The 16,528-nt window shown below is 64.4% G+C and carries 16 protein-coding genes and 1 pseudogene; 10 read left to right on the top strand and 7 right to left on the bottom strand.

The genetic code is table 11. The features are described 5' to 3' along the window. The first annotated feature begins 13 nt into the window (after nt 1-13). Together ACQY76_RS17710 and ACQY76_RS17705 are read left to right on the top strand one after the other, a co-directional pair. On the top strand, nt 14-910 hold the full coding sequence (locus tag ACQY76_RS17710; RefSeq protein ID WP_428030024.1) for an MBL fold metallo-hydrolase: 897 nt from the start codon (nt 14-16) through the stop codon (nt 908-910). Nucleotide 911: 1 nt separating this feature from the next. Then, nucleotides 912-1,310 (top strand): nuclear transport factor 2 family protein, encoded by a 399-nt coding sequence (locus ACQY76_RS17705; protein ID WP_428030023.1) that lies wholly within the window; start codon nt 912-914, stop codon nt 1,308-1,310. A gap of 41 nt (nt 1,311-1,351) precedes the next feature. Here ACQY76_RS17705 and ACQY76_RS17700 read toward each other — a convergent pair. From ACQY76_RS17700 to ACQY76_RS17680, 5 genes and pseudogenes are all read right to left on the bottom strand, one after another. After that, nucleotides 1,352-1,607: pseudogene (locus tag ACQY76_RS17700) on the bottom strand (IS481 family transposase); the annotation flags it as partial. A 113-nt stretch (nt 1,608-1,720) separates the two neighbouring features. Further along, complete coding sequence (locus ACQY76_RS17695) at nt 1,721-2,053, bottom strand: helix-turn-helix domain-containing protein (RefSeq protein WP_428030022.1); 333 nt, start codon at nt 2,051-2,053, stop codon at nt 1,721-1,723. After that, nucleotides 2,050-3,534 carry a sugar ABC transporter ATP-binding protein gene (locus ACQY76_RS17690; protein WP_428030021.1) on the bottom strand — a complete coding sequence of 495 codons (1,485 nt, stop codon included), beginning with the start codon at nt 3,532-3,534 and terminating at the stop codon, nt 2,050-2,052. Before ACQY76_RS17690 ends, ACQY76_RS17695 begins: the two co-directional genes overlap by 4 nt. A gap of 9 nt (nt 3,535-3,543) precedes the next feature. Continuing rightward, nucleotides 3,544-4,575, bottom strand: a complete 1,032-nt coding sequence (locus ACQY76_RS17685) for an ABC transporter permease (RefSeq protein WP_428030020.1) — start codon at nt 4,573-4,575, stop codon at nt 3,544-3,546. Between the two features lie 236 nt (nt 4,576-4,811). After that, a complete protein-coding gene (locus tag ACQY76_RS17680; protein ID WP_428030019.1) occupies nt 4,812-5,900 on the bottom strand; it encodes a sugar ABC transporter substrate-binding protein in 1,089 nt (362 codons plus the stop codon). A gap of 210 nt (nt 5,901-6,110) precedes the next feature. Here ACQY76_RS17680 and ACQY76_RS17675 point away from each other — a divergent pair, with 210 nt between their 5' ends. The 4 genes from ACQY76_RS17675 (at nt 6,111) to ACQY76_RS17660 (ending at nt 10,082) form a co-directional block, all read left to right on the top strand. After that, on the top strand, nt 6,111-6,743 hold the full coding sequence (locus tag ACQY76_RS17675; RefSeq protein ID WP_428030018.1) for a GntR family transcriptional regulator: 633 nt from the start codon (nt 6,111-6,113) through the stop codon (nt 6,741-6,743). Nucleotides 6,744-6,857: 114 nt separating this feature from the next. Then, complete coding sequence (gene attM, locus ACQY76_RS17670; protein WP_428030017.1) at nt 6,858-7,643, top strand: AttM family quorum-quenching N-acyl homoserine lactonase; 786 nt, start codon at nt 6,858-6,860, stop codon at nt 7,641-7,643. A 228-nt stretch (nt 7,644-7,871) separates the two neighbouring features. Next, nucleotides 7,872-9,485, top strand: coding sequence for a GMC family oxidoreductase (locus ACQY76_RS17665; RefSeq protein WP_428030016.1), 1,614 nt, complete (start codon nt 7,872-7,874; stop codon nt 9,483-9,485). Nucleotides 9,486-9,662: 177 nt separating this feature from the next. After that, the gene (locus ACQY76_RS17660; protein ID WP_428030015.1) at nt 9,663-10,082 is read left to right on the top strand and encodes a YybH family protein; all 420 of its coding nucleotides are present in this window, start codon (nt 9,663-9,665) and stop codon (nt 10,080-10,082) included. Between the two features lie 120 nt (nt 10,083-10,202). Here the strand turns inward: ACQY76_RS17660 and ACQY76_RS17655 are convergent, their stop codons facing one another. Next, the gene (locus ACQY76_RS17655) at nt 10,203-11,165 is read right to left on the bottom strand and encodes a LysR family transcriptional regulator (RefSeq protein ID WP_428030014.1); all 963 of its coding nucleotides are present in this window, start codon (nt 11,163-11,165) and stop codon (nt 10,203-10,205) included. 316 nt (nt 11,166-11,481) lie between these two features. After that, nucleotides 11,482-12,336, bottom strand: coding sequence for a LysR family transcriptional regulator (locus ACQY76_RS17650; protein WP_428030013.1), 855 nt, complete (start codon nt 12,334-12,336; stop codon nt 11,482-11,484). A 108-nt stretch (nt 12,337-12,444) separates the two neighbouring features. Between ACQY76_RS17650 and ACQY76_RS17645 the strand changes: the two genes are divergently transcribed. The 4 genes from ACQY76_RS17645 to ACQY76_RS17630 all read left to right on the top strand — a co-directional run bounded on the left by ACQY76_RS17645 (nt 12,445) and on the right by ACQY76_RS17630 (nt 16,520). Next, complete coding sequence (locus ACQY76_RS17645; RefSeq protein WP_428030012.1) at nt 12,445-13,161, top strand: HAD-IA family hydrolase; 717 nt, start codon at nt 12,445-12,447, stop codon at nt 13,159-13,161. A 188-nt stretch (nt 13,162-13,349) separates the two neighbouring features. Next, nucleotides 13,350-14,441: an ABC transporter ATP-binding protein gene (locus ACQY76_RS17640; protein WP_428033044.1), complete on the top strand. Its 1,092-nt coding sequence runs from the start codon at nt 13,350-13,352 to the stop codon at nt 14,439-14,441. A 34-nt stretch (nt 14,442-14,475) separates the two neighbouring features. Continuing rightward, nucleotides 14,476-15,198 (top strand): HAD-IA family hydrolase, encoded by a 723-nt coding sequence (locus tag ACQY76_RS17635; protein WP_428030011.1) that lies wholly within the window; start codon nt 14,476-14,478, stop codon nt 15,196-15,198. After that, nucleotides 15,198-16,520, top strand: coding sequence for an NAD(P)/FAD-dependent oxidoreductase (locus tag ACQY76_RS17630; protein ID WP_428030010.1), 1,323 nt, complete (start codon nt 15,198-15,200; stop codon nt 16,518-16,520). Before ACQY76_RS17635 ends, ACQY76_RS17630 begins: the two co-directional genes overlap by 1 nt. The last annotated feature ends 8 nt before the right edge of the window (nt 16,521-16,528 follow it).

Genomic DNA, 16,528 nt, shown 5'->3' with positions numbered 1-16,528 from the left:
TCAGGAGACATCCATGCTCACCCGGAGATCCCTCATGAAAACCACCCTAGCCACCGGCGCTGCCGCCGTCTTCGCCCCCGCCGGCCTTGGCCATGCCGCCAGCGGGCTGCCCTGGAAGCATTTTCCTGCCGGCGAAAAGGGCTTCTACCGCGCACCTGTCCTGCTCACCGGCGCGTCCGAGGCCGTGCTTATCGATGGCGGCTTCACCTTCCCCGATGGCCGGGCAGTGGCGGAAGCCATCAAGGCGAGCGGCAAGACGCTCACCACCATCTATATCAGCCAGTCCGATCCCGACTATTACTTCAGCCTCAAGCCGATCAAGGAAGCTTTCCCGGGTGCGAAGGTGATCGCCGCCTCCGCGACGGTGGCCGCGATCAACGCCAGCGTTGAAAAGAAGCTCGCCGTCTGGGGGCCGCAGCTCAAGGAAAACGGTCCGCAGACGCTCGCCGACATCGTCATTCCGGAAGCCTTCGATGGTCCGGCGCTCAGCGTCGATGGCGAGACCGTCGAGATCGTCCATGCCGACGGGCTGGACAACCGGCGCTATCTGTTCGTGCCGTCGCTGAACGCCGTGGTCGGCGGCGTCCTGATCTTCTCGGGTGTCTATGTCTGGACCGCCGATACCCCGACCAAGGAACAGCGTGCCGCCTGGATCGCAAATCTCGACAAGATCGCGGCGCGCAAGCCGGCCATCGTCGTGCCCGGTCACATGGCACTGAGCGCCGCCACCGATCTCTCGGGCGTTGAGTACACCAAGGCCTATCTCCTCGCCTTCGAGGAAGAACTGGCAAAGGCCAAGGACTCCGCCGCGCTGAAGGAAGCTATGATCGCCCGCTTCCCCGCCCTCGGCATGGGCGTCGCGCTCGACATCGGCTCGAAGGTCGCCACCGGCGAGATGAAGTGGGGCTGAGATGGGTGCCAATCTCGATCTGATCCGCGCCACCTATGAGGGCACGTCGGAAGAGAACGGCCGCAACCTACTGGCCGCTCTTGCTCCCGATGCGTCATGGACGGAGGCAGAAGGGTTCCCCTATGCGGGAACCTATGTTGGGCCGGACGCGATCCTCGCCGGCGTCTTCCGGCGCCTTGGCAGCGAATGGACCGGCTATCGCGCCGAGGTCCACACCTTCCTGGAAGACGGCGACCGCGTCGCCGCCTTCGGCGTTTATTCCGGCACCTACAATGCGACCGGCAAGTCAATGTGTGCCGCCTTCGCCCATCTCTATGAGGTGAAGGACGGCAAGATCGCAGCCATGACGCAATATGTCGACAGTGCCATGGTGGTGCAGGCCCTTACGCCAAGTGAATGATCGCCTGATGCCTCAAACCCCGGCCGCGCTGTCAACGCCCTCTCGGGCAGCCGGCTGATGCCGTGCCGCTGCAGGCATCGGTGCAGCAATGACCGGCTTAGGTGCGGGATCGTCGCCTGCAGCGCGTAGAGGCAATCATCCAGCGGAAGCAGGGTATGCCGCCGGAAGGCGACGATGATCACCTCTTCCTCGACCGACAGAACCGTCGATTCGGCTCTCCGGGGCCAGTCGGCAGGTCAGCGACCGAGCACCGCTTCTCCATTTCGCGACGGTCTTCTGGTTGATGCTGTGGCGCTCCCATGGAAGCTGGCCCATAGTGCATCCTTCCCTTCCTGCGGAAAGACTGCACCATCAAATCCCGGGATCAAACACATCGAAACGTGCCGTCAAAAAATTGTCTTCCCGTTCTCTCATCGGGGCCTTGAGGGCTCGCGCGAACGATCCACCAGCCCCGCGACGCCCTCGGCATTGTAGCGGGCGATCCAGTTCTGCAGGGTTCGGGTCCGCACATGGGCGCCGGCCGCCGCCTCCGCTATGCTGGCGCCGCCGAGCATATGGGCCACGGCGCGCATGCGCAACGAAGCGCGCAAGCTGGGCGTCTTGCGAGCAAGCAGTCGCAGCGCATGGGCGCTGATATCCGACCGGATGGGAATGTCATTACCGGGCGGGCCGGTGCGTGCGCGCTCCTGCTCCGCCGGGCGGGCCCCATTGTCCAAGCGCGCATCCGAGCCGGGCGAGGTCACGCCACCTCCGACGCCAGTGTCGCCGCCAGCAGCGAATTGCGGTCGAAACCGGCCCTTGGCCGCTCCACCGCCACCCGGCCGGAATGCACGACCATGATTCGCTCGCTCAGCGAAAGCAGCTCGTTGAACGAGGTCGACATCAGGATGATGGCGGCGCCGTCGCGCGCCATTTCCAGCATGATCTCGTAGATCTGCCGGATGGCGCCGACGTCGACGCCAGAGGTGGGCTCGGAGAAGATGTAGATCTTCTGGTCCCGGCTCAACCATTTGCCGATGACGGCCTTCTGCTGGTTGCCGCCGGAGAAGTAGCGCATCTTGGTGCCGGGCGCGGCGGGATAGACCTGAAGCCGCTCGATCACCCGGCGGCCGCTTGCCAGGATATCGGCGCTGCGCACCATGCCGAAGCGTGAGATTCGGTCGAGAATCGGCAGCGAGACGTTTTCCGCCATGGTGAGGTTCGGGAACAGCGCCTGCTTGCGCCGGTCTTCGGGTATCAGCGCCACGCCGATGTCGAGCGCATCGGACGGGCTATCGATGCGGACGGGGCGCCCCTCGGCGAAGATGTCCCCGCGATAGGCGATGAGGCCGCTCAGCGCCTTCTCGATCTGCTCCATGCCGCCACCGATGGGGCCGGTGATGCCGAGAATCTCGCCGCGATGGACGCGGAAACTGGTGGGGCTCAGCTTGGCGGTGCCGAGATTTTTCACCTCCAGCGCCACCTCCTGGCGGGCGAAGCCGGGATTGGTGATCTCGAGGTCCGCGGCCGAGCGGTTGACCATGAGGCGCGTCACCGCCGCCTCATCGATCTCGCCGCGGGTGAGCGTTGCTACCACCCGGCCGTCGCGAAGGATGGTGGCGCGGTCGCAGAGCAGCTTCACCTCATTCAGCCGGTGCGAGATGTAGACGATGGTCAGGCCTTCCGCCTTGAAGCGGCGTATGAGGGCGAACAGCAACTCGCTCTCGCGGCCCGACAGCCGCGCGGTCGGCTCGTCGAGGATGATAACCTTGAACTTGCGTTGGAACAGCGTCGCCAGCGTCAGCATCTGCATCTGCGCAGCCGTGAGCGCGCCGGCACGGGCGGCAGGGTCGATGTCGAGTCCGATGCGGGCAAGGATCTCCCGCGCCTCCCGCTCCATCGCCCGGCGGTCGATCCAGCGGCGCTCGCTGCCCAGCAGCAGGTTCTCCGCCACGGTCATGTTCCAGGCGAGTTCGGCGTCCTGATAGACGGCGCCGACGCCGACATCATTGGCGGACTTGGGTGAATGGCCGTGGAAGGGTTTACCCTCGATCAATATCTCGCCGCTCGACGCCGTGTAGACGCAGGTCAATATCTTGATCAGCGTCGACTTGCCGGCACCGTTCTCCCCCAGCAGGCCGTGAATTTCGCCGCGGTCGAAGGACATGTCGATGCCCTTGAGAACGTGGACACCGGAAAAGTCTTTGCGGAGATCGCGGATCTCGATGATGGGACGCGCATCCATGATCGGCCCTCAGATGAAGCGGAGATGAAGTTCTTCGCGGTTGAGCAGCGCATTGGTGCCGACGGCCGCGAGCAAGACGAAGCCGTTGAAGATGTTGCGCGCGGAACTGTCGACGCCGAACTGGGTCATGCCGTTCGACACCATGTAGAGGAAGAACACGCCGAGCAGCGTGCCCAGTACGTGCGGTTTGCCCTTGCCGAGAATGGTGGCGCCGAGGAACACGGCGGCGAAGGCTTCCAGCAAATAGCCCGCGCCTCCGGTCGGCTGCGCCGAGGACGAGGTGGAGGCGAGGAAGATGCCGGCGATGCCGCAGAACAGCGCGCTGAGCACGAAGCTCGAAATCACCCAGCGATAGACGGGAATGCCGGAGTAATAGGCCGCCAACGGGTTGTCGCCTACCGCGTTGATATAGTGGCCGATGCGCAGCCGGTTGGCGATGATGAAGGCGATGATGAAAAACACGAACAGGAAGACCGACTTCATCGCGATGAAGCCGTAGCGCCCCTGGCCGAGCCAGCGGAAGAAGTGCTCGTCATAGCCCACGGCCACTTGGTAGCCGCCGGTGAGATACTGGTTGCCGCCTTCCAGCAGGAACATCACGCCGATGGTACCGACAATGCCGGAGATGCGGAACCACGTTACCAGCACGCCGTTCGCCAGCCCGATCAGCATCGACACCAGCAGCGCGACGATGATCGCGGCGGGCGCGCCGAGGACCGGAATGCACAGCGCGCACACGATCGAGGAGGTGGTGACGATGGTGCCGATGGAGAGATCGAAGCTCCCGGCCGCCACCACGAAGGTCAGCCCCATCGACAGCAGGGCGCAGGTGAACATCGAGAACAGGATGTTGTTGATGTTCGACACGGTGAGGAAATAGGGCGAGGCGAAGGAAAACGCCACGACGACCAGCAGGATGACGAGGATGGTTCCCCACACCCGCAGGAAGCGCACCAGCGGGTGCGAGGTGTCGCGCCCGGCGGCTTCGGAGCGCGAGGGGGAAGCACCCGCTGCGGGCACTTGCTGCTCAGCTATGGTCATGGTCGTTCCTCTTGAGCCATCCATCCCGGCCGGGCGCCGGGCGGTGCGTCGCTGATGCCCGATGGTCCCGGCGCCCCTGAAACCATCGGCGCCCTGCCGGCGTGGCGGGGTATGCGGGAATGCGTGACGCGGAGCACGGCGCGTGCCGCGGGCTGCGACCCGGCGACTGGCCGGAGGTGCCGGCCCTCAAAGGAGCCGGCACCCGGCCGAAGCCCTTCTATGTCCGCGAGAGGTGCTTAGCCGCCGAAGGGCTTGAGATAGGCGATGGCGGCGGCATCCATGGCGCGGATCTCGTCGAGATATTTCGCGGCATCCTGCGGCAGGATGGTCGGCACCGGGACATAGTCGACGTTGTTCGGCACTTGCTCGCCGCGTCCCAGTTGCAGCGCCAGCTTGCCGACGCGTTCGCCGATGATGTGGTAGGGAACGTCAGTGGAGAAGGCGACGGGAACGTTGCCCGAGGCTATGCCGGCCAGAAGCTGGTCTGACGTGTAGTGGTTGAACAGCTTGATGTCGTCGCGGCCCATCTGCTGCATGGCCTGCGCCGCGCCGATGGTGAGCGGCCACCACCAGGACATGAAGGCGGCGATGGAGCCCGGCTTCGGGTTGGCCTGGAGCAGCGCCAGCATGTTGTCGCGGCCCTTGGAAATCTGGTCTTCCGTCGAGACGGAGCCGGAGATGAAGGGCAGCATCTTCATGCGCGGCTCATAGGACGTCATGAGCGACAGCATGTCCGCTTCCATGTCGAACGGCGTGTAGAAGCCGCGCGCCTCGGCGGTCTGGGCGATGGTGCCCTGGCGGCCGAGCATGTTCTGCATGTGGTAGCCGATGGTGGTCGCGGTAGCCCAGGTGTTCTCACTGACGGCGGGCGAATCCTTGACGGTGACGACGAAGCCGACCGTCTTGATGCCGCGCTTGCGCGCCTCGTCGACGATGTAGGCGGTCTCGGATTCGAGCGAATAGATGCCAAGAACCAGCACGTTGATGTCGCGGTCGAGCAACGCGAGCGCGGAGCTCTGTTCGGAATTCTTGGAGGGCTCGCCGCGCACCGTCACCAGTTCGCCGCCACCTTCGGTGACCGTCTGTGCGATCTTCCAGCAGCCACGGCGCCAGGGCTGGTTGAAGGGACCGTAATTGAGGCCGATGCCGACGCGTACCTTTGCGCCCTGCGCCCGGACGATGCTCGGCATGGCGATGCCGGACGCAGCTAGCGTGGCAATGCCGACGCCCACACCGACGCCGCCCAGCAGGCCGCGACGGGTCACTCCCGGCGTGGCGTCGACGGGCCCGGCGGTCGCGCCCTTATCCGTTTGATCGTTGCTCATGTTTCCTCCCACTGCCTTCGTTGCTGTCGAGCTGTTTGCCAGCCTCTGGGATCGGTATACGGATTATCGATAATCTCGTCTATAATTTTTTTCATGATACAATCGATGTTATTATCGAGCGAATTGACAACCCTGGCGTCTTGTCGCTAGCGTCTTCGGGCAATGGAGGGTTCGATGTCGTCGTCCCAAATCATGAGACGGCCCAGCGCGATGAGCGGCGAAGAAATCTACGAGGTTCTGCGCCGTGACATCGCGTTGGGAAGGCTGATGCCGCGTCAGCGCCTGGTCGAAAGCGACCTGTGCGAGCGCTTCGGCGCGACCAACCACAATGTCCGGCGCGCCTTCGACATGCTGGACCGCATCGGCGTCATCGAGCGCAAGGCCAATCGCGGCGTCGAGGTGCGGGCGCTGTCGGCGCGCGAGCTCCAGGACCTCTACGACATCCGCGCCATGCTTCAGGCCGAGGGCGTGCGGCGCTTCGATCTTGACCGGCTGGACGAGCTGGCTGACCGGCTGACGGCGATCAACACCACCTATGAGCAGGCGCTGAACGACGGGCAGATCGAGGCCGCCGTCGACGCCAACGACCTGTTCCACACCACCCAGTTCGACTACTGCAAGAATGCCGAGCTGGCGGCGCTGCAGCTTAATTACTGGCTGCGAGCCTCGGCGATCATCTCACGCGCGCTGATCGAGCAGGGAACGTCGCTGAAATCGCTCCAGGATCACTGGGACATCATCGCCGCCATGCGGACGCGCGATATGGCCCGGCTCGAAGAGCTGACCGTTACCCACATCCGCCCGCCCCTCGCCGCTTATATGCGCGTCTACGGGCTGTATTGATCGCCGGCCGACGCAACGGCAGGCCTCACCACGAAGCGCATGCGCTTCCAACAACGGGCGGCGCGAGATGCTTCGCGGCCAGCCTCAATCACAACATGATAAGTGGAGGAAACGATGAGCGAGGATATTCGGCTGTATTTTTTCCAGACCGGACGCATTCGCCAGAAGGAAGTGGACATCAAGCTCGGGTATGGACAGGAAGACTTCTTCACGCCTATTCCCTGGTTCTTCATTACCCACCCGCGCGGCAATGTGGTGATCGACGGGGGAACGGCGGTCGAGGCGGCGCTGGACCCGGAAGGGCACTGGGGTGAACTGACCAACAAATATTACCCGCTGATGGACCCGGAAGACGGCTGCGTGAACCGGCTGAAGCAGGCAGGCTTCGACCCGGCGGACGTCAAATACGTCATCCATTCCCACCTGCATCTCGACCATACGGGCGCCTGCGGGAATTTCCCCAACGCCAAGCACATCGTGCAGCGCCGCGAGTATGAGTGGGCGTTCAGCGCCGATTGGTACATGAAGCTCGGCTACGTCATGAAGGACATCCTCAAGCCGGGGATCCAGTGGGAATTCCTGGAGGACGAGGACGGCTTCGACCTGTATGGCGACGGCGTGATCCAGACCTACCAGTCGCCCGGCCACAGCCCCGGCCACCAGTCGATCATGGTGCGGCTGCCCAATTCGGGACCGATCCTGCTCGCCATTGATGCCGCCTACACGTTTGAGCACTGGAACGACAAGTGCCTGCCGGGCGCCCTCACCTCGGCCATCGAGGTCGCCGCCTCGGTACGCAAGCTACGCCGCCTCGCCGAACGGGAAAACGCCATGGTGGTGCCCGGCCATGACCCCGATTCCTGGCCGAGCTTCAAGAAGGCTCCCCATTTCTACGATTGATCGACAGGGCCGGGCGCGCCCACGGGCGTGCCCTTCCAGCCGCTCCTGCGCCTGCCGTTCTCGGCCGCGCCTTCGCGCACGGATCGGCTTGGTGCTGCCTGCGGCCCCCCGCACGACGCCTGGTTGACCTGAGCGAGGTGCGGAACGAGCCTGCCGGTGCGCGCCACAGCGGCGCGCACCGAGCGGTTGTTTCATGCCGAACGGGCAACTTCACTGCGGTCAAGTCCCATGAAGACGACCTACGACTACATCATTCTCGGCGGCGGCACGGCGGGATGCGTGCTGGCAAACCGCCTGTCGGAGAATGGCCGCTACGACGTATTGCTGCTGGAAGCGGGCGGGGAGCCGAGCAGCCCCTGGATACCCATTCCCGCCGGCTTCTCCAAGCTGCTGGTGGACGCCACGTTCAACTGGAAGTTCATCTCCGAGCCGGAAGCGGGGACCTGCGGCCGATCGATCGCGATTCCCCGAGGAAAGGGACTGGGCGGCTCGTCGCTGATCAACGGGATGATCTATGTGCGCGGCCAGCCCGGCGACTTCGACAAGTGGGCGCAGAGCGGCGCATCCGGCTGGAGCTTCGCCGACCTCGTCCCCTATTTCCGCAAGGTCGAGGCCTTTGACGGCGCCGAGGGCGAGACGCGCGGGCGCGATGGCAAGCTGGCGATCACGGAGGTGGCGCTGCGCCCGCCGCTGGCCGACGCCTTCATCGCCGCCGCCCGGCAGGCCGGCCACGGCCTCAACCGCGACTATAATGACGGCCACCAGGAAGGCTTCGGCTACTACCAGGCCACCCAGCGCCGGGGCCGCCGCGTTTCCGCCAAGACAGCCTATCTCGATCCGGCACGCGGGCGGCGCAATCTCGACATCGTCACCGGCGCCCACATCCTCAAGGTCGATTTCGAGGGCCGGCGCGCGGTCGGCGCCAGCTTTCAGCGCCAGGGCCAGAGGCTCAGCGTGCGCGCGGGGCGCGAGTTGATCCTGTGCGCCGGGGCCGTGCAGACCCCACATCTGCTGGAACTCTCCGGTGTCGGCAATCCCGGCCTTCTCAAGCCGCTTGGCATCGAGGTGGTGCAGGCGCTGGCCGGGGTGGGCGAGAACTACCAGGACCATTTCTGCACCCGCATGAACTGGCGGGTGACCCAGCCCATCACCCTGAACGAACAGTCGCGCGGCATCCCCCTCGCCCGCTCCGTGCTGCAGTATTTCGCCTCCGGGCGCGGCATCCTCTCGCTCGGCACCGGGCTGGCCTTCGGCTTCGTCAAGACGCGGCCGGGCCTCTTGGACGCCGACGTGCAGCTCTATTTCATGCATGCGAGCTATGCCGATGCCTCCAAGCGCATCCTCGACCGCCAGCCGGGCATGACCATCGGTGTCAGCCAGCTGCGGCCGGAAAGCGTCGGCTCCATCCATTCCCGCTCCGCCGACCCGCTGGAGCCCCCGGCCATCCGGCCGAACTTCCTTTCCGCCCAGGTGGATCTCGACACGATGCGGCGCGGCATGCAGATGGCCCGCGAAATCGTCGACCAGCCGGCGCTGCACCCCTTCGTGGCGCATGAAATGAGCCCCGGTGCCGCCTGCCGCAGCGATGCCGACTGGGACAATTTCACCCGCACCAACGGGCAGACGATCTACCATGTCAGCGGCACCGCCAAGATGGGCACCGATCCTTCCGCCGTCGTCGATCCGGCGCTGCGGGTGATCGGGCTTGCGGGCCTGCGCGTGGCCGACGCCTCGATCATGCCGGCCATCGTCTCGGGGAATACTCAGGCCGCCGTCTATGTCATCGCCGAAAAGGCAGCCGACCTCGTTCTGCGCGACGCGCAAGCAATGGGCGCCAGCTGACGCTTTCGCGCGACCGTCGACACCGCCGGCTGGAAGAAAACACGCCACGACACTAACCGCGAGCGCCCTCGCGGAAGGTGCGTTCAACACAGACGATCCCGATACGCGGCGGCGCCTGGCGTCCGTTTTCCGTGCTGGGAGTTGTGCGCCATCAACAAACGCAGACGGGGAAATCACATGTCGCTGCTATCGGTCACGAACGATGTTGAAACACGCTGGAACGCGGCAGCGTCGCCGTGGGATGCCGCCGCCCTGGCCGATATTTACAATGACGATGCCCTGTTCTTCGGGCTTCTCCCCGAGTTTTTCGTCGGCCGGCGCGCCATCGAGGCTTATTTTTCTCATTATGTCGGGCTGTATAGCCGCGTGAACCTGAGCCTCGTCGACCAGCAAGTCCGCGAAATCTCGCCCACCATCGTGGCGGCGCAGGGCTTCGGCGAAATCCGGAACACCCATTGCGACGGTCTCATCGTGTCGTCGCGGGTCCGCACCTCGCTGGTGATGACCCGCTCCGCCGGGGGGTGGGGCATTTCCCTGCACCATTTCTCCCACATTCCCGCCAGCTTCCCGAAGAAGGTGCTCTCGGTCGAGGAGTAGGCCTCCTACCGGGCTCACGCGCAGGGGTCGCGGCCACGCGACGTTACGCGTGGCAAAGTTCTCCGTTTCCTCCCTAACACGTCGGGTTGGCGCCCGGTTCTGCTTGAACGGGTCCTGAGCCTAGCCGGGGCACAGCCTCAACTGTTCATCGAGCTCGAGTTCCGGATAGAGTTCCGCAACTGATCTGACATCCTCGTGGAGTCGCGCAATCATCCAGTCGCGCACGTCGGCCACGATGGGTCGCAATGGCTTGTCGCGCGAGCGCACGAACTGGCAGTGCCGTCCGGTGACCCTCACCCGGGGACTCGCAGGCACCAGTGCCTTTGTGCGCAGCCAGTGGCAGGCAACATTCAGCCAGCCGAGCGCCACGCCCTGGCCCAGCATCGCCGCCTGCACGACGATGGCATAGTCGGAGAAGATCATCGAATTGGTCGCCGCCCCAGGGTCCCCGGGAAAGAATACCTGCGACCAGTCCGGTTGCGTTTCGCCGAAAGTGGCCAGCGTCTCTGTCGGGCCCGCCGCGTCGGCAACCGCGCTTCGCTGGCCTTCCCGGTAGCCGGGGCTGCAGATCGGCACCAATATCTCCGGCATGATGTAGCTGGCCTCGTGCCGCTCATCCGGCCCGTCGACGAAGCGCATGCCGAGGTCGACATCGGTGACCGGCCCGGACAGTGCCGACATGATGAGTTGGAAACGCAGCTCAAGCGAGGGGAAAGCCCGCTTGATCTCCGCCATATGCGGCATGATCCAGTGTGTCGTGAAGCCGGTTGATACCGAGAGGGTGACCGTCTGGACTCCGGTCTTGCGGTCCTCGATCTCGCGCAAGGCATGCTCGAAGCCCGAGAAGCCGCGTGAGACGGCCTCATAGAGGATCCGCCCGGCTTCGGTGAGCGTCACGCCGCCGGGGGTGCGGTCGAACAAAACAATTCCGAGATGTTCTTCCAGCCGGCCCATCATCCGGCTCACCGCCGCCGGAGTGACGTTGAGCTCTTCGGCGGCACGGGCGAAATTGCCGCAACGGGCCGCAGCCTCGAAGGTGAAGAAGCCATTCATCGACGGCAGGGCGAGGCGGAGCTTTCGCATTACATATTGTAACTTCGCCCGGATATTTTTTCAATTGAATGCGGTGTCAATCATTGGTTTCCTGAGGCCATGGAAGACGGGTTTGGAGCCCACGAAACTAGAGATTTGGACTAGCGCGGTCACGCTTAGGCACGGGTGGGCATCCGTCGCATGGCGGCCGCCATGGCTTGGATTGTCGGTAGTCAATGTAACGTCCTGGCGCCTGTCCGGCGTGGATTCCATGGCGAGGAGATTGGTCGCAACAGCGCCCCCGGGGGCGGGACAGAGATGGCATCGTCAATTGCCGGTCGATCCGGTTTCTTCAGCGTCGTGCGGCCTATCGGTCGCCGATCATCTCCTGAGAGACTGCTTCCATCAGCGTCTTCTCAAGATCCGCCGGCAACGCATTGCTTGAGCGAGCGATGTGACAGATCTGGGGAAAGACAGGCAGGTCGCCTTCGATCTCCATCAGGCCGGGCCTGAGCTGTCGGCGGCTTATCACGCCCACGCCCAATCCATGGCGCACCCCGGCTGTCACGCCATCGCAGCTCGGGCATTCCAGGACGATGTTGAGGTGTCGCCCGGTTGCCACCAGTGCATCTTGCGCTGCGCGGCGGTAGAAGCAGTTCTGATCGAAAGAAACGAACGGAATACTGTCATCCAACGTGAAGGGGTGGTCAATAGACTGCACCCAGATCAGGTCTTCTCTCCATAATTCCAGATCGTGTGGTTCTTTCTCGTGAGCAAATATCTGCATCATCGCAAGATCCAGATCTCCCGCCCGGAGCCATTGCTCCAGGACGAGGCTCTGGGCCACGCGAATGCTCAAGGAGACACGGGGGTGCAGCCGCCTGAAGCGACCCAGCACGGCCGCCATCCATTCGCAGGCGGCATCCTCGGTAGTACCCAGCCGAACCTCGCCGGCCAACTCGGACGATCGGAAGTGCGCGGCCGCCTCATCATGCAGGGCAATCAAACGTTCGGCATAGGACAGCAGGCTCCGCCCATCGGACGTCGGAACGAAGCCGCTGCCGCCTTTAAGAAGAATGGGACGGCCAATGCGTTCCTCGAGCCGGGTCAGCTTATGGCTGATAGCCGACTGCGTCAGATTCAGCTTGTGAGCGGCACGCGTGACACCGCCCAACTCCAGAACGGTCTTGAAGGCGCGCAGGGAGTCGATATCGAGACGCATGTCGCATGCCATGACAAAATTCGATGAGGAAGATGATAACATATCATTTCTGTCATCCTGACAAGCCGGCTAGCGTTCGCTTGCGTTCCCAAACCGGATAGGCGTCCGATGATCCCCAGCGACTTCAAGATTCTTACGTTCGACGTTGTCGGCACATTGATCGATTTCGAGGCCGGCATACTCGATTACGTCCGTCCGATCGCCCAGCGGGCAGGCGTGCCGCTCGACGACGAGGTTATCCTGCTGAGCTATGGAAAGGCGGAAGCGATCGAGCACGACCGGACGCCCGGCTTGCCCTTCCCGCTGATGATGGCGCCGGCCTATCGGACCATGGCCGCAGAACTGGGACTCCCCGCCGACACGGCCACGGTGGAGGGCTTCCGGGAGTCCATCCCCGCCTGGCCGGCCTTCCCCGACACGGTCGATGCGCTGAAGCGGCTGCGGAAGCGTTATCGCCTTGTGGCGATGACCAACTCGGATAATTGGGCGCTGGGTCATTTCGCGCAGACGATGCAGCAGCCCTTCGACGACATGGTGACGGCCGAGGATGTCGGGACCTGCAAGCCGGATCCCCAGTTCTTCGCTTATGCCCGGGGTCGCCAGAGCCCGCATGGTTACAGGCTTGAAGACTACCTCCACGTTGCGCAGAGCCAATATCACGATATCGGCGTCGCCAAGCAACTCGGCTATCGCACAGCCTGGATCGAGCGGCGCATGGGCAAGAGCGGCTTCGGCGGCTCGCCGACGCCGGGCGCTGTGACCAAGCCCGACTACCACTATGCGAGCCTGGTGGAACTTGCCGATGCAGCGGACCGGGAAGGATAGGCCCGGCTCGCCGAGAAACGAACCATGCGCGGGACGGCGGTGAATGGCGGCCCATAGGCCGACACGCAGGGGCAGCATCGCCGCCCGCGAAATGGGCAAAAGAAGGTCAAGTGGCTGAACTGTGTGGTCGTGCCGGCTTATGGCCAGCGTGAAGCGTCGTATTTTCCTGGATGATGAAGCGAGACAGCATGTCGAATACGATATCTCGCAACACGGTAGGTGTCTCGATCCGGGCCGCTTCCAAGTTCTATGGAAGTTTCTGCGCGGTCGACGAGATCAACCTCGACGTCGCTCCGGGTGAGTTCGTCTCGATCCTGGGGCCGTCGGGATCGGGCAAGACCACGTTGCTTGGCATTCTGGGAGGTTTCGTGCAGCCGACCTCCGGCTCGATCTTCCTCGGCGAACGTGACATCACCTTCGAGCCGCCGCACAAGCGCGACATCGGCATCGTGTTCCAGAACTACGCCCTGTTCCCACACTTGAACGTCTCGGAAAACGTGACGTTTCCGCTGCGCGCACGGCGCATGCCGAAATCCGAGTGGCCGGAAAAGCTCAAAGCCGCGCTCGACATGGTGGAGCTTGGCGGCTTCGGCGAGCGCAAGATCCACGAGCTGTCCGGCGGCCAGCGCCAGCGCGTCGCCCTTGCCCGCGCCATGATCTTCGAACCACGCCTGATCCTGATGGACGAGCCGCTCTCCGCGCTGGACAAGCAATTGCGCGAGACGATGCAGATCGAGCTCAAGCACCTGCACCGCAAGCTCGCGGCGACCATCATATACGTGACGCATGACCAGCGCGAGGCGCTCACCATGAGCGACCGCGTCGCCGTCATGAACAAGGGGCATCTGATTCAGGTCGATACGCCGGAGCGACTTCACGACAATCCGGCAGATTCCTTCGTTGCGGGCTTCATCGGTGAGGCGACGCTCCTCACGGTGCGGCGGCTCGACGCTCACTCGGTCGATCTCGATGGCACCCGCCTCATCTCCGCGCGCCCAGTGCCGGACGACGCGGAACTGGTCCTCGCTGTTCATTCCGAGAAACTCACCGTCGTTGCGGACGCTGTGCCGGGCATGACGAACGTGCTGAACGGCGTCGTGACCGAGACGCTCTACCAGGGCGAGAGCATCCGCATCTTCCTGGAAATCGACCGTGGGGCGCGGCTCAGCCTCAGGGTGCCGAGCAATCACCAAGGCCGATCGCTGCTTAAAGCGCCGGGCGAGCGCATCGCCGTCGCCATACACCCCGACGACACCATCGTCGTGCCGCACGTCCGCTGACCCGAATTCCCGATAGCTGAAAGGAACGTAGAAAATGAAGTTCACCGATTTCAAGGTCATGACCTTTGATGTGGTCGGCACGCTGATCGATTTCGAGGCGGGTGTCCTGGGCGCGGTGCGTGCACTTGGCGGTCCGAAGGCAGCGGCGGCCAGCGACGACGAGATCTTCGAGCCCTACAAGCGCGGCCGCGACAAGAATTATGGGCGCTCCTCCTTCGCCATGAAGGACGTCTATCTGTCCCTCGCCAAAGAATGCGGCTTCAAGAGCGACGACGCCACCGCCGACGCATTTCAGCTCGCGGTGCTGCGCTGGCCGGCCTTCGCGGATTCCGTCGAGGCGCTGCGTCGGCTGAGGAAAAACTTCCGCCTCGTCGCAATGACCAATGCCGACCGCACCGCCTTTTCCGCTTATTCGGCGACTCTTCACAATCCGTTTCACGACAGCGTGACCTGCGACGAGACCGGATGCGCAAAACCGGATCCCCGCTTCTTCGCGTTCAACAGGGGCCGGCAGTCGGCGCTGGGATTCCAGCAGTCCGAGATCCTGCATGTCGCGCAGAGCCAGTACCATGACATCGGCGTCGCCATGGCCGAGGGCTACACCACCTGCTGGATCGAGCGCCGCCAGGGCCAGAAGGGTTTTGGCGGCACGCCGGACCCCAAGGTGATGACCAAGCCGCACGTCCACTTTTCCTCTCTGAAGCAGCTTGCCGACGCGGTGGATGCGGAACTCGCCGACGCTCGTGCGGCCGCCTGATGTCGAGCACGAAGGTCATGGTCTCCCCACCCCCCTCGGTCGAGATCGACTCCCTCTGGCGGGCGACCTCGGTCGCCCCGCCCGAGTTCGGAAGCCTGTCGGGCGACCATACCTTCGATGTCGCCATCATTGGCGGCGGCTATACCGGCCTGTCCACTGCGCGCTACCTCGCCAAGGCGGGGCTGTCGCCGGTTGTCATCGAAGCCAACCGCATCGGCTGGGGCGCCAGCGGGCGCAATGGCGGCGTGGTGTCCGGCAAGTTCCGCATCGGATTCAGGGAAATCGCGGCACGCCATGGCCTCGACACGGCGCGCCGCATGCACGATCTTGGCCTGGAGGCGATCGAGCATGTCGGCCAGCTGGTCGAGGAACTCGACATCGAAGGCGCGGAGTATCGCCCCTCGGGCTCGCTGCGCTGCGCGCACAACGCCCATACCCTTGAGGCGCTCACAACCGAGGTCGCCTGGCTGCGCGAGGCGCTGGGCGACACCGAGGCGTCGATCCTGAGCGCCGCGGAGGTCGCGGCGGAAACCGGGTCGAGCGGCTTCACCGGCGGCATGCTCAATACCCATGGCGGCGTCATCCATCCGCTGAACTTCGTGCTCGGGCTCTCCTCCGGGCTCAGGGCTGCGGGCATCGCCATCTACGAGAAGACGCCTGTCTCCCGCTTCGGCCGCGTTGGTGCAGGCGTGGTCGTGGAGACTCCGAACGGGCGGATTACGGCGCGCCAGCTCGTCATCGCCACCAACTCCTATTCCGACCTGACCCCGGCGACCGCAGCAGTGCGCAAAGCCGTGATCCCGTTCCGTTCGGCAATGATCGCCACCGAGCCGCTGGCCGGCACCCCCGGCGCAGCGCTGCTGGCGAGCGGGCGCAGCTACACCGAGACCCGGCGCATGATGCGCTGGTTCCGCAAGTCCGGCGACCGCCTGCTCTATGGCGGGCGCGGCGCCTTCGGCAAGACCGATACCGCTGCGGCCTTCGCGGCGCTGGAGAGGTCGATGGTGGGCCAGTTCCCTGCGCTCGCCGGGGTGAAGGTGGCGTATCGCTGGTCCGGCCTCGTCGCGATGACGCTGGACAGCCTGCCGCATCTCGGCCGCCTCGACGACCGGGTGGTTTATTCCGTCGGCTACAACGGCACCGGAGTGGCGCTCGCCTCGGGGATCGGCCGCCATGTCGCTGCGCTCGTTACCGGCGAGGCGCCGGATCTCGGCCTGCTGACGCGGCAGCCGCTGATGCCCATTCCCTTCTACGGACTGCGCGAACCTGCCGTCCGGCTGGTCGCGGGCTGGTACCAGTTCCTCGATGCCATAGGGCGATGACGCGCCGC

Source organism: Ancylobacter sp. (assembly GCF_965279025.1).
GTDB lineage: Bacteria > Pseudomonadota > Alphaproteobacteria > Rhizobiales > Xanthobacteraceae > Ancylobacter.
This window is presented reverse-complemented; position numbering and strand designations above follow the sequence as displayed.